The 22,050-nt window shown below is 67.8% G+C and carries 27 protein-coding genes and 1 riboswitch; of the genes, 13 read left to right on the top strand and 14 right to left on the bottom strand.

The window, feature by feature from the left end; all coding sequences use genetic code 11:
- Positions 1–39 precede the first annotated feature (39 nt).
- On the top strand, positions 40–1,290 hold the full coding sequence (locus VF651_08000) for an isoprenylcysteine carboxyl methyltransferase (protein HEX7965642.1): 1,251 nt from the start codon (positions 40–42) through the stop codon (positions 1,288–1,290).
- Positions 1,287–2,231, top strand: a complete 945-nt coding sequence (locus VF651_07995; GenBank protein ID HEX7965641.1) for a putative sulfate exporter family transporter — start codon at positions 1,287–1,289, stop codon at positions 2,229–2,231. The genes VF651_08000 and VF651_07995 overlap by 4 nt, the downstream gene beginning before the upstream one ends.
- Here the strand turns inward: VF651_07995 and VF651_07990 are convergent.
- Both VF651_07990 and VF651_07985 read right to left on the bottom strand, forming a co-directional pair.
- Positions 2,220–2,651, bottom strand: coding sequence for an NUDIX domain-containing protein (locus VF651_07990; GenBank protein ID HEX7965640.1), 432 nt, complete (start codon positions 2,649–2,651; stop codon positions 2,220–2,222). The genes VF651_07995 and VF651_07990 overlap by 12 nt on opposite strands.
- A gap of 18 nt (positions 2,652–2,669) precedes the next feature.
- Positions 2,670–3,500 carry a diiron oxygenase gene (locus VF651_07985; GenBank protein HEX7965639.1) on the bottom strand — a complete coding sequence of 277 codons (831 nt, stop codon included), beginning with the start codon at positions 3,498–3,500 and terminating at the stop codon, positions 2,670–2,672.
- A 416-nt stretch (positions 3,501–3,916) separates the two neighbouring features.
- On the opposite strand from VF651_07985, the gene VF651_07980 reads away from it, so the two are divergent.
- Positions 3,917–4,618, top strand: coding sequence for a glutamine amidotransferase (locus VF651_07980; protein HEX7965638.1), 702 nt, complete (start codon positions 3,917–3,919; stop codon positions 4,616–4,618).
- Positions 4,619–4,766: 148 nt separating this feature from the next.
- Here VF651_07980 and VF651_07975 read toward each other — a convergent pair whose 3' ends face one another.
- The gene (locus VF651_07975) at positions 4,767–5,240 is read right to left on the bottom strand and encodes an OsmC family protein (GenBank protein ID HEX7965637.1); all 474 of its coding nucleotides are present in this window, start codon (positions 5,238–5,240) and stop codon (positions 4,767–4,769) included.
- An 8-nt stretch (positions 5,241–5,248) separates the two neighbouring features.
- Complete coding sequence (locus tag VF651_07970; protein ID HEX7965636.1) at positions 5,249–6,001, bottom strand: SDR family NAD(P)-dependent oxidoreductase; 753 nt, start codon at positions 5,999–6,001, stop codon at positions 5,249–5,251.
- Between the two features lie 73 nt (positions 6,002–6,074).
- Here VF651_07970 and VF651_07965 point away from each other — a divergent pair, with 73 nt between their 5' ends.
- Together VF651_07965 and murI are read left to right on the top strand one after the other, a co-directional pair.
- A complete protein-coding gene (locus VF651_07965) occupies positions 6,075–7,745 on the top strand; it encodes an AMP-binding protein (GenBank protein ID HEX7965635.1) in 1,671 nt (556 codons plus the stop codon).
- Entirely contained in the window at positions 7,742–8,563 is an 822-nt protein-coding gene (gene murI, locus VF651_07960) for a glutamate racemase (GenBank protein ID HEX7965634.1), read from the top strand. The genes VF651_07965 and murI overlap by 4 nt, the downstream gene beginning before the upstream one ends.
- Positions 8,564–8,610: 47 nt before the next feature.
- Here the strand turns inward: murI and VF651_07955 are convergent, their stop codons facing one another.
- Positions 8,611–10,209 (bottom strand): APC family permease, encoded by a 1,599-nt coding sequence (locus tag VF651_07955; GenBank protein ID HEX7965633.1) that lies wholly within the window; start codon positions 10,207–10,209, stop codon positions 8,611–8,613.
- A gap of 119 nt (positions 10,210–10,328) precedes the next feature.
- Here VF651_07955 and VF651_07950 point away from each other — a divergent pair, with 119 nt between their 5' ends.
- Together VF651_07950 and mtgA are read left to right on the top strand one after the other, a co-directional pair.
- A complete protein-coding gene (locus tag VF651_07950) occupies positions 10,329–11,357 on the top strand; it encodes a DUF2891 domain-containing protein (GenBank protein HEX7965632.1) in 1,029 nt (342 codons plus the stop codon).
- Positions 11,354–12,055, top strand: coding sequence for a monofunctional biosynthetic peptidoglycan transglycosylase (mtgA, locus tag VF651_07945; GenBank protein HEX7965631.1), 702 nt, complete (start codon positions 11,354–11,356; stop codon positions 12,053–12,055). The genes VF651_07950 and mtgA overlap by 4 nt, the downstream gene beginning before the upstream one ends.
- Here the strand turns inward: mtgA and VF651_07940 are convergent.
- The 4 genes from VF651_07940 to VF651_07925 all read right to left on the bottom strand — a co-directional run bounded on the left by VF651_07940 (position 12,052) and on the right by VF651_07925 (position 14,791).
- Positions 12,052–12,924, bottom strand: coding sequence for an SAM-dependent methyltransferase (locus tag VF651_07940; GenBank protein HEX7965630.1), 873 nt, complete (start codon positions 12,922–12,924; stop codon positions 12,052–12,054). The genes mtgA and VF651_07940 overlap by 4 nt on opposite strands.
- A gap of 148 nt (positions 12,925–13,072) precedes the next feature.
- A riboswitch (cyclic di-GMP riboswitch) is annotated at positions 13,073–13,160 on the bottom strand.
- Between the two features lie 30 nt (positions 13,161–13,190).
- On the bottom strand, positions 13,191–14,018 hold the full coding sequence (locus tag VF651_07935; GenBank protein ID HEX7965629.1) for an SDR family oxidoreductase: 828 nt from the start codon (positions 14,016–14,018) through the stop codon (positions 13,191–13,193).
- Positions 14,019–14,087: 69 nt separating this feature from the next.
- Entirely contained in the window at positions 14,088–14,444 is a 357-nt protein-coding gene (locus VF651_07930) for a cytochrome c (GenBank protein ID HEX7965628.1), read from the bottom strand.
- 11 nt (positions 14,445–14,455) lie between these two features.
- The gene (locus VF651_07925) at positions 14,456–14,791 is read right to left on the bottom strand and encodes a cytochrome c (GenBank protein HEX7965627.1); all 336 of its coding nucleotides are present in this window, start codon (positions 14,789–14,791) and stop codon (positions 14,456–14,458) included.
- Between the two features lie 185 nt (positions 14,792–14,976).
- Here VF651_07925 and msrB point away from each other — a divergent pair, with 185 nt between their 5' ends.
- Genes msrB through VF651_07910 form a run of 3 tightly spaced genes read left to right on the top strand, consistent with a single transcriptional unit; the run spans position 14,977 to position 16,455 of the window.
- Entirely contained in the window at positions 14,977–15,375 is a 399-nt protein-coding gene (gene msrB / locus VF651_07920; protein HEX7965626.1) for a peptide-methionine (R)-S-oxide reductase MsrB, read from the top strand.
- On the top strand, positions 15,372–16,088 hold the full coding sequence (locus VF651_07915; GenBank protein HEX7965625.1) for an alanyl-tRNA editing protein: 717 nt from the start codon (positions 15,372–15,374) through the stop codon (positions 16,086–16,088). The genes msrB and VF651_07915 overlap by 4 nt, the downstream gene beginning before the upstream one ends.
- A 25-nt stretch (positions 16,089–16,113) precedes the next feature.
- Positions 16,114–16,455 carry a DUF4870 domain-containing protein gene (locus tag VF651_07910; protein HEX7965624.1) on the top strand — a complete coding sequence of 114 codons (342 nt, stop codon included), beginning with the start codon at positions 16,114–16,116 and terminating at the stop codon, positions 16,453–16,455.
- A gap of 65 nt (positions 16,456–16,520) precedes the next feature.
- On the opposite strand, the gene rocD is transcribed toward VF651_07910, so the two are convergent.
- Positions 16,521–17,747 (bottom strand): ornithine--oxo-acid transaminase, encoded by a 1,227-nt coding sequence (gene rocD, locus VF651_07905; GenBank protein HEX7965623.1) that lies wholly within the window; start codon positions 17,745–17,747, stop codon positions 16,521–16,523.
- A gap of 86 nt (positions 17,748–17,833) precedes the next feature.
- On the opposite strand from rocD, the gene VF651_07900 reads away from it, so the two are divergent.
- The 3 genes from VF651_07900 (at position 17,834) to VF651_07890 (ending at position 19,774) form a co-directional block, all read left to right on the top strand.
- Complete coding sequence (locus tag VF651_07900) at positions 17,834–18,457, top strand: alpha/beta fold hydrolase (GenBank protein HEX7965622.1); 624 nt, start codon at positions 17,834–17,836, stop codon at positions 18,455–18,457.
- An 81-nt stretch (positions 18,458–18,538) separates the two neighbouring features.
- Positions 18,539–19,246, top strand: coding sequence for a hypothetical protein (locus tag VF651_07895; GenBank protein HEX7965621.1), 708 nt, complete (start codon positions 18,539–18,541; stop codon positions 19,244–19,246).
- A 63-nt stretch (positions 19,247–19,309) separates the two neighbouring features.
- Positions 19,310–19,774, top strand: coding sequence for a TerB family tellurite resistance protein (locus VF651_07890; GenBank protein HEX7965620.1), 465 nt, complete (start codon positions 19,310–19,312; stop codon positions 19,772–19,774).
- A 90-nt stretch (positions 19,775–19,864) separates the two neighbouring features.
- On the opposite strand, the gene VF651_07885 is transcribed toward VF651_07890, so the two are convergent.
- The 4 genes from VF651_07885 to proC all read right to left on the bottom strand — a co-directional run bounded on the left by VF651_07885 (position 19,865) and on the right by proC (position 22,043).
- Positions 19,865–20,239: an HU family DNA-binding protein gene (locus VF651_07885; GenBank protein HEX7965619.1), complete on the bottom strand. Its 375-nt coding sequence runs from the start codon at positions 20,237–20,239 to the stop codon at positions 19,865–19,867.
- Positions 20,240–20,353: 114 nt separating this feature from the next.
- On the bottom strand, positions 20,354–20,641 hold the full coding sequence (locus VF651_07880; GenBank protein HEX7965618.1) for a DUF167 domain-containing protein: 288 nt from the start codon (positions 20,639–20,641) through the stop codon (positions 20,354–20,356).
- Positions 20,638–21,210 (bottom strand): YggT family protein, encoded by a 573-nt coding sequence (locus VF651_07875; protein ID HEX7965617.1) that lies wholly within the window; start codon positions 21,208–21,210, stop codon positions 20,638–20,640. Before VF651_07875 ends, VF651_07880 begins: the two co-directional genes overlap by 4 nt.
- Entirely contained in the window at positions 21,207–22,043 is an 837-nt protein-coding gene (gene proC / locus VF651_07870) for a pyrroline-5-carboxylate reductase (GenBank protein HEX7965616.1), read from the bottom strand. Before proC ends, VF651_07875 begins: the two co-directional genes overlap by 4 nt.
- Positions 22,044–22,050: the final 7 nt, after the last annotated feature.

Below are 22,050 nucleotides of genomic sequence, written 5' to 3'. Positions count from 1 at the left end.
CGGCTAGACTGGCGTCCTCTCCAGGCCACACCTGACGCCATGCAGACGCTCCCCAAGTCGGCGGTCCACGGCGCCGTCCCCCTGCTCGGTCTCGCGGCCTTCGCCGCCGGCGTGCTGGTGGTGCGTGCGCTCGCGCCCTGGGGCGAGGTGGCGTTGGCAGGGCTCCTGCTGGTGGGGGTGGTGGGTGCAGCGCTCGTGGGCGCCGAGTTCCTCGGACCGCGCTCGGACAACGGCTTGGATGCGGCGCGCCACGCGCCCTCCCTGGAGCGCACCGCGGTCAAGCTCCTGGGCTTCCTTGGCACGCTCGCGTTCCTGGCGCTCGGCTACCTGCTGTTTCCCGTGTACAGCGATCCCTTGTACGGCCCGTTCTTCGCGATGCTGCCCTGGCTGGTGCCGGCCTGGCTCGTGGCAGCGGTGCCTTATTTCTATCTCGTGGACCGCCGCATGCGCGAGCCCCACGACGGCTACTGGCAGATGGGGCAGCTGCTGCGCCTGCGCTGGCGCGAGGTGGACCGCGCGATCTTCGCGCAGCACGTGCTCGGCTGGCTGGTGAAGGGCTTCTTCCTGCCGCTGATGTTCGGCTACCTCGGCTTGGGCCTGGAGAAGATCCTGGACTACGGCGCCGGACTGCCGGGCGAGTCCCGGTCCTGGTATGTCCTCGCCAGCAACGGCATGTATTTCGTGGATGTGACGCTCGCCGCCGTGGGCTACCTCGCCACCCTGCGCATCGCCGGCAGCCACATCCGCAGCGCGGAACCCACGCTGCTCGGCTGGGCGGTGGCGCTGGCCTGTTACCAGCCGTTCTGGGGCATGCTCTCGGAGCGCTACCTCGCCTACCGCGGCGCGCATGACTGGCAGGATTGGGCGGCTGGCCTGCCGGCGCTCTATATAGGATGGGGCGGCGTGATCCTGCTGCTGACCGCGGTGTACCTGTGGGCCACGCTCGCGTTCGGCTGCCGGTTCTCGAACCTCACACACCGAGGCATCCTCACCAACGGGCCTTACCGCTTCAGCAAGCACCCGGCCTACCTCGCGAAGAACCTGTCCTGGTGGCTGGTCGCGGTGCCGTTCCTGGCGGAGGGCGGCGCCTGGGATGGCGCGCTGCGCTGCCTGATGCTGCTCGGGGTGAACGCCCTCTACTGGCTGCGCGCCCGCACCGAGGAGCGGCACCTCTCCCGGGACCCCGTCTACGTGCAGTACGCACTGTGGATGGAGGAGCACGGGCTCCTGCGTCCCGTGACGCGGTTGCCGGGCTTCGGGTTCCTGCGCTACCGCGTGCCCGCGACGTGACCCCGCGCCCGCTGGCCCTCGGCGTCTACGGCGCCGGCATCCTGTTCTGCCTCACGCCCTGGGCCTCGCCCGGCCTCGCGCTGGCGCTCGGCCTCGCGTTCGCGCTGCTGGCGGACAACCCCTACCGGGACAGCGGTTCCAAGTACGTACGCTGGCTGCTGCAAGGCTGCGTGGTGCTGCTGGGCTTCGGCGTGGACCTGGGCGCGGTGATCCGCGTCGGCAGCCAGGGCCTCCTGTTCGCCGCCGCCACCATCTTCGGCACCTTCGCCCTGGGGTACGCGCTCGCGCGGCTCTTGCGGATCAACCTCAAGACCTCGCTGCTCATCTCCGCCGGCACCGCCATCTGCGGCGGTTCCGCCATCGCCGCCGTGGGCGGCGCCGTGGATGCGGACAAGGGCGAGATGTCCGTCGCCATCGGCACCGTGTTCCTCCTGAACGCGGTCGCGCTCTACCTGTTCCCGCCCCTCGGCCATGCGCTGCACCTCTCGCAGGTCCAGTTCGGCACCTGGGCCGGCGTCGCGATCCACGACGTCTCTTCCGTGGCGGGCGCCGCCTCCGCTTATGGCGAGGAGGCCTTGCGGGTGGCCACGGTGGTGAAGCTCTCGCGCGTGCTGTGGATCGTGCCCGTGACCTTCGCGGCGGCCCTGCTGTTCCCGCGCGCAGGCGGTGCGGGTGCGCGGCGCTTGCCACTGCCGTGGTTCATCCTGGGATTCCTGGGGGCCTCGGCCCTGGGGAGTCTCTTGCCGGCTTTGCAGCCGGCGGTGCCATGGCTGGTGCGCGCGGCGCGCGCCGGTTTCGCGGTCACCCTGTTCTGCATCGGCGCCGGACTCTCCCGCGCGGCCTTGAAGCAGGTGGGCTACCGGCCGCTCCTGCAGGGCGTGTGCCTGTGGGCCTTCATCAGCGCGGCGGCGCTAGCGGCGGTGCTGCAGCTAGGCGCGTAAGCCGGGGGACATGCAGCCCTGCGCCCAGTCGATGATGTGTTTCACCCGCGGCGTGACCAGGGACAGGGCTTCGTCCAGGTCCACCCAGCGGTATTCCATGTGCTCATGGATGCCGGTCTGGGGGTTGGGCGTGAGCGCCACCTCTTCGCTATCGGTGCGGGCCAGGTAGTAGCGCGCCACCTTGCCCCGGGCATAGGGCGCGGTCTCGCGGTAGACGTCGCCCCAGGCGAAATCCAGGGAGGCGATGCCGGTCTCCTCCGCCACCTCGCGGCGCGCGGCTTCCAGCGGCGTCTCGCCCGCCTCCACCATGCCCTTGGGGAAGTCCCAGTGCTTGTAGGCGCGCAGCAGGAGATAGCGCGGCCCCTCCGCGGTGTCGCGGACCACCACCACGCCGGCCGACAAGCGTCGCTTCGCGTCCATGGGGGAAGCGTGCCGCCCTCAGGCGGCGTCGGCGGCCAGTTGCTTGCGGAACTGGGACAGGTCCCGCACTGACTCGAGCTTCACCTTCAGGATTAGGGAGAGGTTCTGCAGGATGCGGGCGATCACCTTCTCCTGCCAGCTGCGGTCGAAATGGATCTGCTCGTTGAGCCAGTGCTCCATCCAGCCCGGGTCCGGGACGTGGTCCTGCACCCGGTCCTTGGGATAGAGCGCCTTGTTCACGTGCAGGTTGGTGGGATGCAGCGCGTTGCCGGTGCGGATGCTCGCCATCAGCACACCCATCTTGGCGAAGGCCAGGCGCGCCGTGTCGCCCTGCTGTTCCACGGCGCGCTCCATGAAGCGGCGGTAGCAGCCGCCGTGGCGCGCCTCGTCCTGGGAGATGATGTCGTAGATGAACTTGATCAGGGGTTCCGTGTGCCACTGCGAGGCGCACTGGTACCAGTGGGTCAGGCGGATCTCGCCGCAGAAGTGCATCATCAGCGTCTCGAGCGGCGGGGCCGGGTCGAACTCGAAGCGCACCGCGTGCAGCTCCTCCTCGGTGGGCAGCAGGTCCGGGCGGAAGCGGCGCAGGTACTCCTGCAGCACCAACGAGTGCTTCTGCTCCTCGTAGAACCATATGGACATGAACGCCGAGAAGTCCGAGTCCCCGCGGTTGTCGCGCAGGAACATCTCGGTGGCGGGCAGCGCCGACCACTCCGTGATCGCGTTCATCTTGATGGTCTGGGCCTGCTCGTCGCTGAGGAGGCTGGGATCGAAGCGGTCCCAGGGGATATCCTTCTCCATGCTCCAGCGCAGTCTTTCCAGGGAACGGAACAGCTCGGGATAAAGCATCGATGTATCTCGCTTGTGCGGTGCCCTGCCGGTCATACGGACAGCCTCGGGCTGCCGGAGGCGGGAGCGATAGTCACATTCTATGCACTCGAGGGTATCCCTGCCGCATGGCAGCCTCGTGGCAGCCCGGCCCAGGGGAAAAACCCAATGGCGACAGGCGCTTAGCGCACGGGCTGCTAGAATGGCCGGGTGAAGAATCTGCTCGCCATCCGCCAAAAGCTGCTGCGCTCGGCAGGGCGCTGTGACGGCCAGGACGGCCTAACGTCGCGAGAGGGCAGGATGCCCGGGAGCGACGGGCGCGGGGACGCGCCTAGCCCCATTCGCTGCGCTTCCTGCTCCGCTCATGGCCCGGGGCATACATCCCTGTATGCCCGCGCGGCACATGTGCCGCACCCTTCGCTCGCGACGCTTTTGGTATGAAAAATCTTCTAGCTATACGTCATGTCCCATTCGAGGACCTGGGCTCCCTCGCGCCGGTGCTGGCAGAAAAGGGATATGCGATCCGCTACGTGGACGCGCCCACCGCCGACTTCCTGCTGCTCGCCAAGGGGCAGTGGGACCTCTTGGTGGTGCTGGGCGGACCCATCGGCGTGAACGACATGGAGGATTACCCCTTCATGGCCCCGGAGCTCAGGTTCATCGAGACTCGCCTCAAGGCCGCGCTGCCGACGCTCGGCATCTGCCTCGGCAGCCAGTTCCTGGCGAAGGCGCTGGGCGCCACGGTGCGGAAGGGCGAGCGCATGGAGATCGGCTGGAAGCCGCTTACCCTCACGGAAGCCGGGCAGAGCTCGGCCATCCGGCACTTCTTGGGTCCAGTGCTGCACTGGCACGGCGACCAGTTCGACCTGCCGAAGGATGCACTGGCGCTCGCCGCCACCGACCTCACGCCTTGCCAGGGCTTCAGCTGGGGCCGCGCGCTCGCGCTGCAGTTCCACCCCGAGGTGACGGCGCGGGGACTGGAGCAGTGGTACGCGGGGAACGTGGGCGAGATCCGCGAGCAGGGCCTGACGCCCGCGGGCCTGCGCCGTGACGCACAGCGCCATGCGCCCGCCATGGAGCGGCAAGCCGCGGCGATGCTCGAAGAATGGCTCAACTCGATCGGATTAGGCGCCTCTTAGCAATCTAGGCAAAAAGCTCCCCAAAGCGTCGCGAGCGAAGGCGGGGCTAGGCGCGCGAGGCGAGCAGGAGGGAGCGTACTCTTGGCGTACGTGACCGACTGCGAGTCCGAAGCGCAACAACGCCCCGGCGAGCGCAGCAGCTTTGGGGTCACAGTTTAAGAATCACGATTTGTGGTTCTATTCGAATGTCAGTTTTCAAGCTGTTGGCGATGAAGCAGTGGCCGTGGGCCAGATGCACCAGGTTCTCCACCGTGCCCGGGTCCGCCGGGCCGTCGATCACGATGCGGGGCCTGAGCATGATGCGCGCGATGCGCATGGGCTTGTCCTGCTCCGGCATCACGCCCTCGGCGTGGTCCTCGTACTCCACCACGTTGAGGCGCTTGCGTGCCGCCACCGCCAGGAACGACAGCATCTGGCAGGAGGCGGCCGCCATCACCAGGAGCTGCTCCGGGTTCAGGAGCTTGGGGTCGCCGCGGTAGTGGGGGTCGGAGGAGAGCATGAGCTCGCCCTCGGCAGGCGGGGCGGCAGCCTCATGCTCGCGCGTATAGGCCTCGTAGCCCTCGCCGGTGCTGCCCTTCCAGCGGCAGTCCACGGTATAGATGTGGTCGCGAGTCTCGGCCATGTTGCCTCCTAGCGGGTCAGGCGCCGCATCAGCGGGAAATACAGCGCGTAGGGAAGGGCGCGTAGCAGCTTCAATATCAGCACGAAGCGGGTGGGGAAGGCGATCTCGAACTTCCCGGCGCGGATGCCGCGATGCAGCGCCTCGGCCGCGTCGTCCACCTGCATCAGGAACGGCATCGGGAAGGCATTGTGCTCGGTGAGCGGCGTGGCCACGAAGCCCGGATTGCACACCGAGAGCGTGAGGCCGGCCCGGGCGAACATGCCCTTCATGGATTCGGCGAGGTTGATGAGCGCCGCCTTGGTGGGACCGTAGGCCGCCGCCAGCGGCAGGCCGCGGTAGCCCGCCACGCTCGCCACCAGCACCATGTGCCCGGCGCGGCGCGCGCGCATCGCCGGCAAGAGCGCGTCCATGCAGTTGACGACGCCCAGGAAGTTCACTTGCATGTGCTCGGCGAAGGTCTCGCCCTTGAAGGTGTCGAGCTTCACGGAGCGGTACATGCCGGCGTTGAGCACCGCCAGCGCCACGGCGCCGTGGGCGCCCTCGATGCCGGCCACGGCGCGGCGCACCGCCGCGAGGTCGGCCACGTCCAGCGGCCAGGGGAAGATGGCGCCTGGCGCCTGCTCCGCGGTCTCCGCCAGCGGCTCGGGGCGGCGTCCCGACACCACCACGCGCCAGCCGTCGGCGGCGAGCCGGAGCGCGAGCGCCCGGCCGATGCCAGAGCCGCCGCCGGTGATCCAGGCCAGTTTCTGTCCAGTCTCCATGTCCCGATATTGTAAGGCCCCGCCGGCTTGTCCCGCGCGGCCTGCGGTATGATTCGGCAAAAGCACGGATGGGGTGGACGTGGAAAAGCTCTGGCTCAAGCAGTATCCCGCCGGCACGCCCGCCGAGATCGACACCGGCCGCTACGCTTCGGTCAAGCAGATCATGGAGGAGTGCTGCCGGGACTTCGCCGCACTGCCCGCCTACGTGAACATGGGCGTGGCCATGAGCTACGGCGAGCTGGACCGCGAGAGCGCGAAGTTCGGTGCCTGGCTCCAGCAGGAGCGCGGCTTCAGGAAGGGCGACCGGGTCGCCATCATGATGCCGAACCTGCTGCAGTACCCGGTGGCGCTGTTCGGTGTGCTGCGGGCCGGCCTCACGGTGGTGAACGTCAATCCGCTCTACACCGCGCGCGAGCTGGAGCACCAGCTCCGCGACTCTGGCGCCCGCGGCATCGTGATCCTCGAGAACTTCGCCCATACCCTGCAGGACGTGAAGGGCTGCGACGCGCTCGACACCGTGGTCACCACCCAGATTGGCGACCTGTTCCCGCAGCCTAAGCGCGCGCTGGTGAACCTCGTGGTGAAGCGCGTCAAGAAGATGGTGCCGCCCTGGCAGCTCCCGGGCAGCGTGGGTTTCCGCGATGCCCTGGCGGCCGGCGCGCGCTACAAGCTCGAGCCCGTGGACCTCGGCCACGACGACGTGGCGTTCCTGCAGTACACCGGCGGCACCACCGGCGTGTCCAAGGGCGCGATCCTCAGCCACGGCAACATGACCGCGAACGTGCTGCAGGCCGCCGCCTGGCTCGGCAAGGGCCTCACGCCCGGCACCGAGATCGTGATCACCGCGCTGCCGCTGTACCACATCTTCTCGCTCACCGCGAACTGCATGGTGTTCATGACGCTGGGCGGCAAGAACATCCTCATCACCAACCCGCGCGACATGAAGGACTTCGTGAAGACGCTGGGCAAGTATCCCTTCAGCGTCATCACCGGCGTGAACACGCTGTTCAACGGGCTGCTGCACGCCCAGGGTTTCGCCGAGCTGGACTTCTCGCATCTGAAGCTGGCGCTGGGCGGCGGCATGGCGGTGCAGCGCGCGGTGGCCGAGCAATGGAAGAAAGTCACGGCCCGGCCCATCGTCGAGGCCTACGGCCTCACCGAGACCTCCCCGGCCGCCTGCATCAACCCGCTGGACCTCAAGGACTACAACGGCAGCATCGGCCTTCCCATCCCCTCCACCGAGCTCTCGATCCGCGACGATGACGGCCGCGAGCTGGGCGTGGGCGAGGTGGGCGAGCTGTGCTTCCGCGGGCCGCAGGTGACCCGCGGTTACTGGCAGCAGCCGGCCGAGACCGCCAAGGTGCTGTCGCCGGACGGCTGGCTGCGCACCGGCGACATGGGCCGGGTGGATGCGCGCGGCTTCGTCTACATCGTGGACCGCAAGAAGGACATGATCCTGGTGTCGGGCTTCAACGTGTACCCGAACGAGGTGGAGGACGTGGCCATGATGCACCCGGGCGTGCGCGAGTGCGCGGCCGTGGGCGTGCCCGACGAGCATTCCGGCGAGGTGGTGAAGCTGTTCGTGGTGCGCAAGGACCCGGCGCTCACCGCCGAGGAACTCATCGCCCACTGCCACAAGTACCTGACGGGCTACAAGGTCCCGAAGCACATCGAGTTCCGCGACGAGCTTCCGAAATCCAACGTCGGAAAGATCCTGCGTAGAGAACTGCGCGAGAAAGCTTGAGTCCCGCCGAACTTCCGATAGGCATCTTCGATTCCGGCGTGGGCGGCCTCACGGTGCTGAAGGCGCTGCGCGCCCGCCTGCCGGGCGAGCACCTGCTCTACCTCGGCGATACGGCGCGCCTGCCCTACGGCACCAAGGCGCCGGACACGGTGAACCGCTACGCGGTGCAGGCGGCGGGGCACCTGGTCGGACGCGGCATCAAGCTGCTGGTGGTGGCCTGCAACACCGCCTCCGCCGTGGCCATGCCAGCCCTCGCCGCCGGGTTCGCGCCGCTGCCGGTGGTGGGCGTGGTGGAAGCGGGGGCGGAGGCCGCCGTGGCGGCGTCCAGGACCGGGCACATCGCCGTGCTCGCCACCGAAGGCACGGTGCGGGGCGGTGCCTACGAGCGCGCGATCACGGCGCGCCGGCCGGATGCACAGGTGTATGCCCAGGCCTGCTCGCTGTTCGTGGCGCTGGCGGAGGAAGGCTGGGTGAAGGGCCCGCTGGTGGAATCAGTGGTGCGCGAGTACCTGCAGCCCTTGCTCGACGAGAAGCGCCGCGAGGGCCTGGACTGCCTGGTGCTGGGCTGCACCCACTTCCCGCTGCTCAAGGATGCCATCGCCGCGGTGGCGGGACCGGAAGTCGGCATCGTGGATTCCGCCGAGATCGCGGCGCGGGCCGTGGAGAAGCTGTTGGGCGAGGGAAAGATCGCCCGCGCTCAGGGCGAAGGCGGCGCGCGCTACCTCGCGACCGACGGCCCCGAGCGCTTCGCGCGGGTCGGCAGCCTGTTCCTGGGGCAGACGCTCAGAGCGCCTGACGTCGAGATCGTGGACCTCTAAAAGAAAACGCCCCGCCACTTGCGTGGCGGGGCGTGCCATCTTCTCTATCAATGCAGAGTCTGGTTGCTGGCCTCGAGATGCACCGTCTTCCAGCCGCTCTTCAGGCCCCACAGGAAGAACACCGCGCCGAAGACCGCCACCACCAGCAGGTCCCAGCCGAACGGCAGCAAGCCGATGCCGCCGAACTGGTCACTCCCGATGTACGAGAGTACGGCCACGCCCGGCAGGTAGATGACCAGCCACAGCGCGCCGCGCGCGTGCTGGCGGAAGTCCTTCCAGCCGCCCACGTACTCGTAGTAGCCCCATAACAGCAGCACCGGCGACAGCGTGCGGATCACCTGCCACGTGAGCGGCCACTTGGCCCAGTACAGCACCAGGGTGCCCAAGGTGAAGGCGATGCCGGCTACCCACTTCAGCGCCGGTACCTTCAGGGGCCGCGCGCGATCCGGGTCGATCTTGCGCAGTACCGCTACGCTCACCGGGCCGATGAGGTAGGAGAGCACGCAGGCCACGGAGGTCACGTCCGCGCCCTTGTCCCAGCCCTGGAACCAGAAGAAGAACAGGAACGCCACCGCCAGGTTCAGCCACATGGCCGGCCGCGGGATGCCATATACCGGGTGCACCGTACCGAAGATCTTGGGCAGGATGCCGTTCTTCTCCATGCCCCAGAGCATGCGCGAGCTGGAGGCGGTGTAGGTGGAGCCGGTGCCGCTGGGGCTCACGAACGCGTCCACGTAGAGCAGGATCGCCAGGAAGTTGATATTGGCCGCCAGCGCCAGCTGCGCGTAGGGCGAGCTGAACTGGACGCCGCTCCAGCCGGCCTGCTGCAGCATCTCGGAGGGCACCGCGCCCAGGAAGCCGATCTGCAGCAGCACATAGATGATGGCGCAGATAACGATGGAGCCGATCACGGCGATGGGCACGTCGCGGCTCGGGTTCTTGGACTCGCCCGCCAGGTTCACCGGGCTCTGGAAGCCGTTGAAGCTGAACACGATACCGGCGGTGGCCACCGCGGTGAGCACCGCGGCGATGTCAGTGACATGGGCGCCGCCGTGGGTGCCCACACTGAAGTTTTCCGCGTGGAAGCCCGAGGCGATCAGCAGTAGCGCCGTCAGCGCCGGGATCACCAGCTTGAAGGTGGTGATTATGGTGTTGCTGCGCGCGAACAGCTTCACGCTCCAGAAGTTGAGCAGGAAGTAGATCACCACCAGCACCGCGCCGATGGCGAGGCCGGTGTCGCTCACCTTGCCGTCCTGGAACAGGTTGTGGGCCCATGGGTTGGCCCAGTCCCATGGCCAGGAAGCCATGTACTGCACCGAGGCGAAGGCCTCCACCGGGATCACCGAGACCACCGAGATCCAGGCGGCCCAGGCTGCGATGGAGCCCACCAGGGAGCCATGGGTATAGAGGCCGAAGCGCACCATGCCGCCTGACTCCGGGAACATGGCGCCAAGCTCGGCGTAGGTGAGGGCGATCACCAGGATGATCACGGCGCCCAAGACCCAGGCCCAGACCGCGTCAGGGCCGGCCAGGCGCGCGGCCTTGGCGGCGCCGAAGAGCCATCCGGAACCGATGATGGAGCCGATGCCGGTCATGGTGAGGGCGACGAGGCCCACGTCCCGGCGCAGGGAGGATTTGTTCGACATGCGCTGTTTCCCTATCAGGTATGGATGCGAGGCCGGTCATCCGGCTCTGGCGGGGCCCATCATGGCAGCCCGGCGGGACTGTCGCCAAGGGGTACCGTCCCAGTAGACTCCGGGTCAGCATGAAAGATTCCACCCAGGACGTGGTTTTTCTCGAGCGCATGGCGCGCATGGCGCTCGCCAACCTCGGCCGCGAGTACCCCAACCACATCCAGCACCTGATGGATGGCGACCAGGACGCGGCCGCTCCACGCGAGCTGCACCCGGTGTTCTGCGGCGCCTACGACTGGCACTCGGCGGTGCACAACTACTGGCTGCTGGTGCGGCTGCTCCGGCTCCTGCCGGAGGGGCGCTTCGCCCCGGAGGCGCGGGCGTTCGTGGAGAGGCGGTTCAACCTCGCGGACGTGGCGCAGGAATGCCGCTACTTCGACGACCCGCGGCGCGCTTCCTGGGAACGGCCCTACGGCCTCGCCTGGCTGCTGCAGCTCAACGCAGAGCTGCATGAATGGAACACGCCTGAGGCACAGCGCTGGCGCTCGGTGCTGGCGCCACTGGAAGCGCTGGCGCGGGAGCGCTTGCGCACCTGGCTGCCCAAGCTCTTCTATCCCATCCGCAGCGGCGAACATTCCCAGAGCGCCTTCGCCCTGGGGTTGGCGCATGACTGGGCCCGCGTCATCGGCGACGTTCCGATGCAAGAGCTGGTGCGCGCCAAGGGCGTGGAGTTCCACCGCTTCGACGTGGGCGGCCCGCTCGCCTACGAGCCCTCGGGCCAGGATTTCCTCTCGCCGGTGCTGGCGGAAGCGGACCTGATGCGCCGCCTCGTGCCGCAAGTCGAGTATGTGCGCTGGCTGGCCAAGTTCCTGCCGAAGCTGCCGGCGGACGGCAGCCGGTGGCTCGAGCCCGCCGTGAGCCGCGATCCTTCCGATGGCAAGCTCGCGCACCTGGATGGGCTCAACCTGAGCCGCGCCTGGATGTTGCGCGGCATCGCCGCCGCGCTGCCTGCTGCCGATGCGCGCCGTGCCGCGCTGGAGTCGGCGGCGGCCGAGCACGCCGAACAGGGCCTCGCCGCCATCCGCGAGGAGGAATACGCAGGCAGCCACTGGTTGCCGAGCTTCGCGGTCTACCACCTCACCGGCCGGGGCCTGGCATGAGCCTCTGGCCGCGCCTGTGGCGGCGCGCCCTGGTGCTGGCCTGGCTATGGTTCCTGGCCACCGCCTGCGGCGTGGCGTTCCGCGGCGTGGTGGACCCGGCCACCAGCGCGTTCATGCAGCAGAAGCAGGTCGAGCTCCTGGCGAAGAAGTCCCGCGCCCGGGTGCAGTACCAATGGACTCCCTATTCGGCCATCGCGCCGGACATGCCGCTCGCGGTGGTGACCGCCGAGGACCAGCAGTTCCCCTTCCACGACGGCTTCGACTGGGACGCCATAGGAGCGGCCTTCGAGCACAACGCGAAGAGCCGCCACGTGCGCGGCGCCAGCACCATCAGCCAGCAAACCGCCAAGAACCTGTGGCTGTGGCCGGGCAGGAGCTACACCCGCAAGGCGGTGGAGGCCTGGTTCACGGTGATGATGGAGCTGGAGTGGCCGAAGCGGCGCATCCTCGAGGTCTACCTCAACGTGGCCCAGCTCGACGACTACACCTTCGGCGTGGGCGCCGCATCGCGGCGGCTCTATGGCGTGACGCCCGCGGCCCTGAGCCGCGAGCAGGCGGCGCTGCTCGCCGCCTCGCTGCCGGCGCCGGACCGTTTCGACGTGAACGATCCGTCGGCGCGCCTGCAGCGGCGCGAGGACTGGATATTGGAGCAGATGCAGGAGCTGGGATCAGGTTACCTGGCGAGTCTCGGACGCTAAGCCCGTTCCAGCACGCCGATGCCGCTCATGCGGCGCAGCTTCTCGCCCTGCTTGGGCGCCAGCAACCCCACCAGGAAGCCCACCACCTTGAGTGGCAGCGGGATATCGAAGCGCTTCAGGCGCCTCGCTTCATCCGCCACGGAGCGGTACTGCGACGGCCGCCAGCCCAGGGGGGCGAAGAAATCCAGGGACTCCGCCGGCGCGAACCGGAAACGCACCTCCTGGTTCTCGAGCAGCTGGCTCCGGTCGCCGGTCATGCCGCGCTTCGCCAGCATCTCGAGGAGCTGTGGCGAGGCGATGTCCAGCAGCCAACGCTTGAACGGCACCGGCTGGTGCAGGTCCGCCGCTAGCACCTTCACCTCCTCCGGGTCGAGGTACACCAGCAGGCCCTCGGTGATCACCAGCACCTTGTTCGCGGCCGCACCCACCTTCGCGAACAGCGCGCGCCGCGCCGCGGGGTCCGCGAGGTCCACGGCGTGGCGCTCCAGCCGGCAGAAGCACTTGGCTTCCTTCAGCTTGTCGCGCTTGTATTCGACCATGGGCGCCAAGTCCACCTCGATCCAGCGCAGCGTCGCCGGCAGCGCCAGGCGGTAAGGGCGGGTGTCGAGGCCGGCGGCCAGGTTCAGGACCGTGTCGAAGCCGTCCTCTTCCACCGCCTTCAGGATGAGCTCATCCAGGATCTGCGTGCGCACCACGATGGGCCAGCCGGGCATGCCCACCTGCTTCGCGATCTCCTCGCCGCGCTCGCCCGCGAGCTGGCGCGCGTAGGGATCGTAGAAGAGGGGATCGGGACGCTCGCTCTCCTGGGCGCGGTAGACCGCGACCCACAGGGCCGTGTCGGAGACGTTGCGGATGGCAGGTTCAGACATGGCCGCTCGCTCGTTTGTCAGGCGCGAGGGTAACAGGATGGATGGAGCGCCCCAAATAGAAAGGGGTGCAAACCTTCTGAGGGCGGGTCAGGGGTTCCGAAAGCCGGTCCAGGCAAGAGGGAGGGGCCTGGACACAGGGGTTGGCACATTCGGTAATCCCGCCATCTTAGGGTTTGCACCCCTTAGACCGGTGACTTTGCGCCCCCGCCTTTCGGACGGGTTTGCCATTTCGTGTACTTAACAGAGTGTAGCACCCTCGACAGGGTTTACAACATCCGGTTGTCGGGTGGATGGGTAGTGGCGATGCGCTTAAGGAACGCCACCAAACCCAGGCGCCGGCCCAGGGCGAGAGCTGCTTCCGGGGAGAGCGCCTTCAGGGCCATGAGCAGCCGCACCGGCTTGGGGTTGACCACCACCTCGATCTTGCGGCTCTTGAGCACCCCCAGCACGGCATGGGCGACATCTTTTGGATGCGAAGCACCCACGCTGCGGGGCGCTGCCGCTTGCTTGCGGGAGAACATGCCGGCCTCGTCCACGAAGCCCGGGCAGATCACCGAGACCGCGACGCCACTGTCCCGCAGTTCCGCCGCCAGCGAGATGCTCCATTCCGCCAGCCCGCCCTTGCTGCCTGAATATGCAGCGCCGTAGGGCATACCGGTGCGGCCGGCGAGGGAAGCGATGTTGACCACGTGGCCGCTCCGGCGCGCCAGCATCTCCGGCAGCGCCTCGCGGGCGAGCAGCATGGGCGCGAGCAGGTTGGTCTCCAGGATGCGCTGCAACACCGCCGGGTCCTGCTCGGCGTAGACGCCCAGCTCCTCGATGGCTGCGTTGTTGATGAGCACGTCCACCTGGCCGAACTCGTGCCGCGCCCGCTCCAGGAGCGCGCGCCGGTCCGAGGTGCGGGTCACGTCCGTGGGCTGGGTGAGCACGCGGGTGCCGCGAGGCAGGCCCGCGGCCACCTCGGCGAGCTTGTCGGCGGAACGGGCCGCCAGCAGCAGCGTCGCGCCCTCGTCCGCCAGCGCCGCCGCCATCACCGCTCCCAGTCCCTGGGAAGCGCCGGTGAGGACCACCACCTTGCTGCCGAGCATCGTCATGGCGACATCCTACTAAAAAGAAAAAGCCCCGCGTTAGCGAGGCTTTTCTTAAATCAGAGCAGGGCGCGCTCAGTGCTTGTGGCCGTCCGGGATGGTGTCCAGCGGGCCCGGCAAGCCGGAGAAGTACTCCGCCAGGTCCTTGATGTCCTGCTCCGAGAGCGGGGCCACCATGGCGTTCATGGGCGAACCCTTGCGCTGGTTGAGCTTGTACTCGTGCAGGGCCTGGATGATGTAGTCCTTGTACTGGCCCGCGAGGATCGGCGGCTGCGGATCCTGGCCCTTGTTGCTGATGCCGTTGGCGTTGTGGCAGGCGGCGCAGGTCTTGCCCGCGAGTTCCTTGCCGGAAGCGGCATCGCCGTGGGCGAGGGCCGCCGGAGCGGCAATGGAAAGTACCAGGGCGAGGGCGAGGGCGATGTGCTTGTTCATGGTGTCTCCCCTCACTGGCCGGCCGGGGTCGCATGCCCCAAGCTCTCGAAGTAGGCGGCGATGTCCTGCATCTGCTGGTCGCTCAGGGACGAGGCCTGGGCGTGCATGGTCTTGTGGGCGCGGTCGCCGGCCTTATATTCCTTGAGTGCCTGCACGATGTAGGCGGCATGCTGGCCCGCGAGCTTCGGCACGCGGTAGGTCGGGTAGTTGTTGGTGTAGTTCGGGATGCCGTGGCAGCCGATGCAGGTATAGGCAGTGACGCGGCCCTTGGCGGGGTCGCCATCGGCGTGGGCGGCCAGGCTCACCAGCATGGCGGCCAGCCCTAGAGCGAATGCGCGGGTCCGCATCGATTGTCTCCCTATGGACGTACTTTTGGAGGGTGCCTGGGCGGCCAAGCGGCCGTCCGAGGGCGCCTAGGGTATCAAAACCCGGCCCGTTCCTGTAGCCGTAGGGCGCGGGCGCATACTGGTAATAGCCCGGCGGCGGGGCGGGTCCTGGGTACGTGGGACTTCACATGCGAGAGGCGAGGCAGATGGACAAGATCAGGAAGAGCGACGCGGAGTGGCAGCAGGAGCTCACCCCCGAGCAGTACGCGGTGATGCGCAAGAAGGGCACCGAGCGGCCCTTCACCGGCAAGTACGTGGACAACCACGAGGCCGGGATGTACCGCTGCGCGAGCTGCGGCAATCCGCTGTTCAGCTCCGGCACCAAGTACGATTCCGGCTCCGGGTGGCCGAGCTTCACCGCGCCCGCCGGTCAGGCCAACGTGGAGATGCACCGGGACAGCAGCCACTTCATGGAGCGGACCGAGGTGGTGTGCGCGAAGTGCGACGCGCACCTCGGGCACGTGTTCCCGGACGGCCCGGGTCCGGAGGGCCTGCGCTACTGCATCAACTCCTGCTCCCTCGACTTCAAGAAAGGCGAGAAATGACCGAGCTCCTGTTCCGGGACGACGCCTATGCCGCCGGCTTCGAGGCCGTGGTGACCGGCGCCGTACCGGGACGGGTGGTCTTGGACCGCACGCTCTTCTATCCGGAGGGCGGCGGCCAACCCGGAGACACGGGCGTGCTCGTGCTCCCGGATGGGCGCGAGCTTAAGGTAGCGGACACCCGCAAGGGCGAGCAGGCTGGCGAAGTGGCCCATCTCCTCGGCGACGCGGCCGCCGAGATCCCGGCGGGCACGCGCCTCGCGGGCCGCATAGATTGGGAGCGGCGGCACCGGCTGATGCGCATGCATACCTGCCTGCACCTCCTGTCGGCGGTGATCGTGGCGCCGGTCACGGGCGGCGCCGTCGGGGACGGCTACGGCCGCCTGGACTTCGACCTGCCGCAGAGCCCTGACCAGGCCGAGGTGCAGGAGAAGCTGAACGCCCTCATCAAGCGGGATGCCCCGGTGTCCTTCCGCTGGATCACCGACGCGGAGCTGGACGCGCAGCCCGAGCTGGTCAAGACCCTGTCGGTGCAGCCGCCCCGGGGCGCCGGCAAGGTGCGCCTGGTGCAGGTGGAGGGCATCGACCTGCAGCCCTGCGGCGGCACCCACGTGCGCAATATCGGCGAGATCGGCGAGGTGCTCATCGCCAAGATCGAGAAGAAGGGTAAGCAGAACCGCCGGGTGAGGCTCGAATTCCCGGCTACAATCAGCTAGGCCTTCAACTTCGGGGAGTGGGGAAATGAGCTCTGACAACGGCCGTACCCTGGTCATCGTCGCTTACGTGCTGCACCTCGTCGGCGCGGTCAGCGGCATCCTCAGCATCGTGGCGCTGATCGTGAACTACGTGGTGCGTGACGACCACGGCGAGCTCATGGCCAGCCACCACAACTGGATGATCCGCACCTTCTGGATCACGGTGCTGGCCTACGTGGCCTGCTTCGTGCTGATCATCACCATCATCGGCATCCCGCTGGCCTGGCTGCTCGGCATCAGCGCCTGGCTCTGGTACATCTACCGGCACATCAAGGGCCTCATCGACCTCTCGTCCGACAAGCCCATGTCCGCGACAGCCTGGGTCTGAGCGGCGCGCTCCGAAAAGAAAAGGCCGGTCTAAAGACCGGCCTTTTTTTGTCTCTCAGTCCTGCTTCAGGATGCGGCCTTGAGGGCCATCTCCTTCAGCACAAGCGCGATGCGCTCCACCGCCCAGTCGATCTCCTCGCGGGTGATGACCAAGGGCGGCGCGAGGCGCACCACGGTCTCGTGGGTCTCCTTGCTGAGGATGCCCTGGGCCATGAGCCGCTCGCAGACCTCACGGGCGCGGGCCTGGCTCGGGTCGATCTCGATACCTACGAAAAGTCCCTTGCCGCGCAGGCCCTTGATGAGGGGGCTCTTCAAGCCCGAGAGCTTGTCCAAGAGATAGGTGCCGAGCTCGGCGGAGCACTCCGCGAGCTTCTCCTCCGCGATCACGTCCAGCGCCGCGAGTCCCACCGCCGCCGCCAGCGGGTTGCCGCCGAAGGTGCTGCCGTGGTCGCCCGGGTGGAACACTTCCATCACGTCCTTGCGCGCCAGGAACGCTGATACGGGCAACAAGCCGCCGCCGAGCGCCTTGCCCAGGATCAGGCCGTCCGGCTTCACGCCCTCGTGCTCGCAGGCCAGGAGCTTGCCGGTGCGGCCGAGGCCGGTCTGGATCTCGTCGGCGATGAACAGGACCTTGTGCTTCCTGCAGATCTCGGCAGCTTTCTTCAGGAATCCGGCGGGTGGCACCACGATGCCGGCCTCGCCCTGGATCGGCTCCACCAGGAACGCTGCGGTGTTGGGGGTGATGGCCTGCTCCAGCGCATCCGCGTCGCCGTAGGGGATGAGCTTCATGCCGCCGGGGAAGGGGCCGAAGCCGTCCTTGTACTGCGCGTCGCTCGACATGGAGACGATCGCGATGGTGCGGCCGTGGAAGTTGCCGGTGCAGGCGATGATCTCGGCCTTGTCCGCCGCCACGCCCTTCACCTTGTAGGCCCACTTGCGCGCGGCCTTGAGTGCGGTCTCCACCGCCTCGGCACCGGTGTTCATGGGTAGCGCCATGTCCATGCCGGTGAGGCCGCACAGGCGCTCCAGGAACGGCCCGAGCTTGTCGCTGTGGAAGGCGCGCGAGCAGATGGCGAGCTGCGCCGCCTGCTCCGTCAGCGCCTTGACGAGGCGCGGGTGCGCATGGCCGTGGCTCACGGCGGAGTAGGCGCTCATCATGTCCAGGTACTTGTTGCCCGCGTCGTCCCACACGTGCACGCCCTCACCGCGCGTGAGCACCACCGGCAGCGGGTGATAGTTGTGGGCGCAGTACTGGTCTTCGAGCGCGATGGTTTGATTGGGGGTCTTGTTCATGGGGGTTCTCGGTGCGATTCGCGGGACGAAACCGCTATTATACCGGGGGCCCGAACCCGTCTTAACCCCCTAAATCCCGTCAAATAATGAGTGAGAAGCGAAATACCGAGCCCGTGAGCTTCGCTGGGCCCGCCGGGCTCATCGAAGGCCTGCTCGACCATCCGCCGGGCGAGCCCATCGCGGTCGCGGTGGTCTGTCATCCGCATCCCTTGCAGGGCGGCGCGATGCAGAACAAGGTGGCTTATATGCTGGCGCGAGCGTTCAACGACATGGGCGCGGCAAGCCTGCGCTTCAACTTCCGCGGTGTCGGCAGGAGCGAGGGCGCGTTCGACCACGGCGTGGGGGAGACCGGCGACGCACTCGCGGCGGTCGATTGGCTCATGGCGCGGCATCCCGGCCTGCCGCTCTGGCTCGGCGGGTTCTCCTTCGGCTCCTACGTGGCGCTGCGCGCGCAGTCGCAGCGGCCGGTGGAGCGGCTGGTGACGGTGGCCCCGGCGGTGGAGCGCTTCGACACCGCCGCGATCGAAGTGCCCCAATGCCCTTGGCTGCTGGTGCAGGGCGACGCGGACGAGGTGGTGTCGCCGCAGGCTGTGCTGGCCTGGGCGCGCGCGTTGGTGCATCCACCCAAGCTCGCGGTGATGGCGGGTGCCGGGCACTTCTTCCACGGCCGTCTGAACGAACTCAGGGAACTCGTGGTCAATAGCTTCTGAAGGCGTCATCCCGGGCCCGGGCTGGGGCGTTTTGTTAGACTGGATTCAGGGTCTTTCCACGTATTCTCGAGGGGTATCTCTATGCGTCGCGTACTACTGGCTTGCGGTCTCCTGGCGTTCAGCGGCATCGCCGCCGCAGCCGACGACATCACCGTCGACGGCCTGGTGCAGACCGATTTCAACGACCTGTCCCAGGACCTGGGCGCTGTGACCAGCTACAAGCAGCTGCAGGGCTCCGCATCCGAGGGCATCGCTGGCTTCGACTTCTCCTTCAACGCCGGCGCCACCCAGGTGAGTCACGAAGCGGCGTGGAAGGCCGCCACCGGCAACGACGTCTCCACCGTGCCGTTCGCCAACGTCAGCGTGTCCAAGGGCCTGCCCTTCGGCTTCGACGTGGGCGGCGAATACAGCTTCGTGCCGGGCTCGAACGTGCACCTGTACGGCGTGCAGGCGCGCTACGCGCTGGTGGACGGCGGCGTGATCGCCCCGGCGGTGGGCCTGCGTGCGGCCTACACCCACCTCACGGGCGTGGACAACCTGTCCTTCAACACCAAGACCGTGGACGTCTCCGTGTCCAAGGGCTTCGGCCCCGTCACCCCCTACGTGGGCGTGGGCGAGGTGTGGACGGACAGCACGCCGGACGCCTCCACCGGACTCAAGTCCGCGAACTTCACGGACACCGAGTTCTTCGCGGGCCTGACCTTCAACCTGGGCGTGCACATGGCGCTGGAATACAACCACCTCGCCGGCAACACCACCTACAGCCTCAAGTTCGGCTTCGGTTTCTAAGAGTCACCCAGGCCCTCCGCCGGGATACCGGCGGAGGGCTTGTCTTCGCGGCGGACGGTTCCCATGTTCAGTTCCCTCGTCTCCTTCCTGGAACAGCGCTTCGGCCCCGGCGGCGGATCCGCACCGGTGCCGCGCGACGAGCTGCGCATCGCCGTGGCGGCGCTGCTGGTGGAGATGGTGCGGGCCGACTTCGACGAGGGCGGCGAGGAGCTCACGCGGGCACGTGCCCTGCTCACGCACCGCTACGGACTGGACGCACAGGATGCGGAACGGCTGCTGGATGCGGCGCGGCGCGAGGCGGACCACACCGTGTCGCTGTTCCGCTTCACCCACCTCGTGAACCAGCACCTCGAGATGCCGGACAAGCTCACCCTCATGTCCATGTTGTGGGAGGTAGCCTATGCGGACGGCAGTCTCGACAAGCACGAGGACGCGCTCATGCACAAGCTGGCGGACCTCATGTATGTGCCGCTGCGTGACCTGATGCGCCTGAAAGAAGCGGCGCGGGAAAAATCGCGAGAGAGATAGAGACTGTCCGGCGGGACACCGGAGTTCGGCGGGGCCATCCTTTAAGGGGGCCGGAGCCGCGCTCCCGGGCGCGGCTCCGGCCAGGATGGCTTACTTGACCATGTCCTTGAGGCCCTTGAGGGCCTGCACCTTGACCACGTTCCGGGCGGGCTTCGCCTTGAAGATGGTCTTCTCGCCCGTGAAGGGGTTGATGCCCTCACGTTCCTTGGTGGCGGGCTTGCGCACCACCTTGATCTTCATGAGGCCCGGGACGACGTAGAGGCCAGGGCCCTTCTTGCCCAGGCTCTTGCCGATGAGGCTCCCGAGGTTCTCGAAGATCGAGGCCACCTGCTTGCGGCTGAGGCCGGTCGCATGGGCGAGGTAGGCATAGGTCTCGGACTTGGTGAACGGCTTGTCAGCGTTGACGGCCGGGGCCTTGGCGGCCTTGGCGGCGACTTTCGCGACAGCCTTTTTCTTTGCAGCCATTTAGGTCTCCTGTAGATGGCTAATGCAGATGCACGCCGCGAAATCTAGCACACGGCAGACAGGAATGTTAGGTTTTTTCCGGGGAAAACGCGGTTTTTTTGACGAGGGATGCGTTTAGGCCTGTGAATATAGGGTTTCAGGCGATACCCGCGCGCCTGTCACCCGCACTTGCTTCAGCCTGCCGGCCTCGCCCCTGACGATTTCGACCCTTGTTTTGCTGGTCCGGAGGCGTTCCGCCAGGAAGGTGCGCAGGGCTTCGTTGGCCCGTCCCTCGATGGCCGGTGCCTTCAGTTTTATCCGGAGCACGCCACCCACGACACCGGCCAAGGCATCCGCCTTGGCGCCGGGCTGCACCTTCACGTCGAGGATGAGCGCGTCGCTGTCGACGCGGTAGAAGCTCACCAGCCGGCCAGGGGCCAGGCGAGCGGCAGGAAGTAGTTGCCGATGATCTGCAGCGCCAGCATCACCAGCAGCGGCGAGAAATCCAGGCCCTCCATGGGCGGCAGGATGCGCCGGGCAGGCCCGAGCAGCGGCGCATTCACCGGCCGCAGCACCCCGTCCATCGGGTTGCGGCCCTGGCCGAACCAGCTCATCACCGCCTCCATCAGCACCGTGAAGAAGTAGAGGTTCACCAGGATGTACACGAGCTTGCACAGGGCCCAGAACAGCACGTAGCCCCAGGCGGTCACGTAGGGCGTGCCCGCCACCGCCAGCACGATCTCCACGTTCGCGAGCTGCAGCACCAGCATCGCCACCAGCGCCGCCAGGTCGATCTTCCGCCAGGGCGGGATCACCCGGCGTAGCGGCAGCAGCAGCGGGTTGGTCAGGCGCATCACCACCCGCGCCAGCGGGTTGTAGAAGTCGGCCCGCACCTGCTGCATCAGGAAACGCAGCATCACCGCCGCGGTGTAGAGCCCCATGAGGGTGTTGATGAGGAACACCAGGGCGTGGATGGAGTTGGAGGCGATCATGCTTTCCCCTTGGCGGATTCCTGCGAGAGCTGCCGGCCGCGGTCGCGGGCGGCGGTGAGCGCCTTCAGCACCACGGCGCGCAGGTGCTCGTCCTCGAAGACCTGGAGCGCGGCGGCGGTGGTGCCCTTGGGCGATGTGACCTGCTGGCGCAACGCGGCCGGCGCCTCGCCGGATTCCAGCGCCATGCGCGCGGCGCCGAAGGCGGTCTGCAGCGTGAGCGCGCGGGCCGCGGCGGCCGGCAGGCCGAGTTCCAGGGCGGCGGCCTCCATGCATTCCATGAGCAGGAAGAAATAGGCTGGCCCACTGCCGGAGAGGGCGGTGACGGCGTCCATGAGGGATTCGTCTTCTATCCAGAGCGCGCTGCCCACCGCCTCCATCAGGGCCTGGGCCACGGCGCGCTGCTTCGCATCCACCCTGGGGTTCGCGTAGAGACCGGCCGCGCCGGCACCCAATAGCGCCGGAGTGTTGGGCATGACCCGCACGATGGCGGTGTTCCCGCCCAGCCAGCGGTCGAGGTCCGGGGTCGCGATGCCGGCGGCGATGGAGATCACCAGCGGCCGGCGCGCCTGCACCGCGGCGGCGAGGTTCTCTGCCACCTCGCGCATCACCTGGGGCTTCACCGCGAACACCACCGCGTCCGCGTCCTGCGCCGCGGCCGCGCCATCGTCGCTGATGCGCACCGGCGCGCGCTTCGCGAGCAGCGCGCGCTGTTCCGGGTTCGGCTCCGCGACGCTGATGCGTCCCGGCTTGCAGCCCTTCTCGACCAGGCCGCCGACGAGGCTGCGGGCCATGTTGCCGCCGCCGATGAACGTGATGCGCAGGTCGTCCAGCAAGGCGAAG

It is taken from the genome of Gammaproteobacteria bacterium (genome assembly GCA_036383255.1).
In the GTDB taxonomy this organism is placed as follows: Bacteria; Pseudomonadota; Gammaproteobacteria; order Natronospirales; family REEB76; genus DASUBN01.
Note: the sequence above shows the minus strand (reverse complement) of the source record. Positions and strands in the feature narration are given on the sequence as shown.

Coding starts and splice junctions, on each gene's coding strand:
- VF651_08000 (HEX7965642.1), top strand. CDS start 40: ATGCAGACGCTCCCCAAGTCGGCGGTCCACGGCGCCGTCCCCCTGCTC.
- VF651_07990 (HEX7965640.1), bottom strand. CDS start 2,651: ATGGACGCGAAGCGACGCTTGTCGGCCGGCGTGGTGGTGGTCCGCGAC.
- VF651_07985 (HEX7965639.1), bottom strand. CDS start 3,500: ATGCTTTATCCCGAGCTGTTCCGTTCCCTGGAAAGACTGCGCTGGAGC.
- VF651_07980 (HEX7965638.1), top strand. CDS start 3,917: ATGAAAAATCTTCTAGCTATACGTCATGTCCCATTCGAGGACCTGGGC.
- VF651_07975 (HEX7965637.1), bottom strand. CDS start 5,240: ATGGCCGAGACTCGCGACCACATCTATACCGTGGACTGCCGCTGGAAG.
- VF651_07970 (HEX7965636.1), bottom strand. CDS start 6,001: ATGGAGACTGGACAGAAACTGGCCTGGATCACCGGCGGCGGCTCTGGC.
- VF651_07955 (HEX7965633.1), bottom strand. CDS start 10,209: ATGTCGAACAAATCCTCCCTGCGCCGGGACGTGGGCCTCGTCGCCCTC.
- VF651_07950 (HEX7965632.1), top strand. CDS start 10,329: ATGAAAGATTCCACCCAGGACGTGGTTTTTCTCGAGCGCATGGCGCGC.
- mtgA (HEX7965631.1), top strand. CDS start 11,354: ATGAGCCTCTGGCCGCGCCTGTGGCGGCGCGCCCTGGTGCTGGCCTGG.
- VF651_07940 (HEX7965630.1), bottom strand. CDS start 12,924: ATGTCTGAACCTGCCATCCGCAACGTCTCCGACACGGCCCTGTGGGTC.
- VF651_07935 (HEX7965629.1), bottom strand. CDS start 14,018: ATGACGATGCTCGGCAGCAAGGTGGTGGTCCTCACCGGCGCTTCCCAG.
- VF651_07930 (HEX7965628.1), bottom strand. CDS start 14,444: ATGAACAAGCACATCGCCCTCGCCCTCGCCCTGGTACTTTCCATTGCC.
- VF651_07925 (HEX7965627.1), bottom strand. CDS start 14,791: ATGCGGACCCGCGCATTCGCTCTAGGGCTGGCCGCCATGCTGGTGAGC.
- msrB (HEX7965626.1), top strand. CDS start 14,977: ATGGACAAGATCAGGAAGAGCGACGCGGAGTGGCAGCAGGAGCTCACC.
- VF651_07915 (HEX7965625.1), top strand. CDS start 15,372: ATGACCGAGCTCCTGTTCCGGGACGACGCCTATGCCGCCGGCTTCGAG.
- VF651_07910 (HEX7965624.1), top strand. CDS start 16,114: ATGAGCTCTGACAACGGCCGTACCCTGGTCATCGTCGCTTACGTGCTG.
- rocD (HEX7965623.1), bottom strand. CDS start 17,747: ATGAACAAGACCCCCAATCAAACCATCGCGCTCGAAGACCAGTACTGC.
- VF651_07900 (HEX7965622.1), top strand. CDS start 17,834: ATGAGTGAGAAGCGAAATACCGAGCCCGTGAGCTTCGCTGGGCCCGCC.
- VF651_07895 (HEX7965621.1), top strand. CDS start 18,539: ATGCGTCGCGTACTACTGGCTTGCGGTCTCCTGGCGTTCAGCGGCATC.
- VF651_07890 (HEX7965620.1), top strand. CDS start 19,310: ATGTTCAGTTCCCTCGTCTCCTTCCTGGAACAGCGCTTCGGCCCCGGC.
- VF651_07885 (HEX7965619.1), bottom strand. CDS start 20,239: ATGGCTGCAAAGAAAAAGGCTGTCGCGAAAGTCGCCGCCAAGGCCGCC.
- VF651_07875 (HEX7965617.1), bottom strand. CDS start 21,210: ATGATCGCCTCCAACTCCATCCACGCCCTGGTGTTCCTCATCAACACC.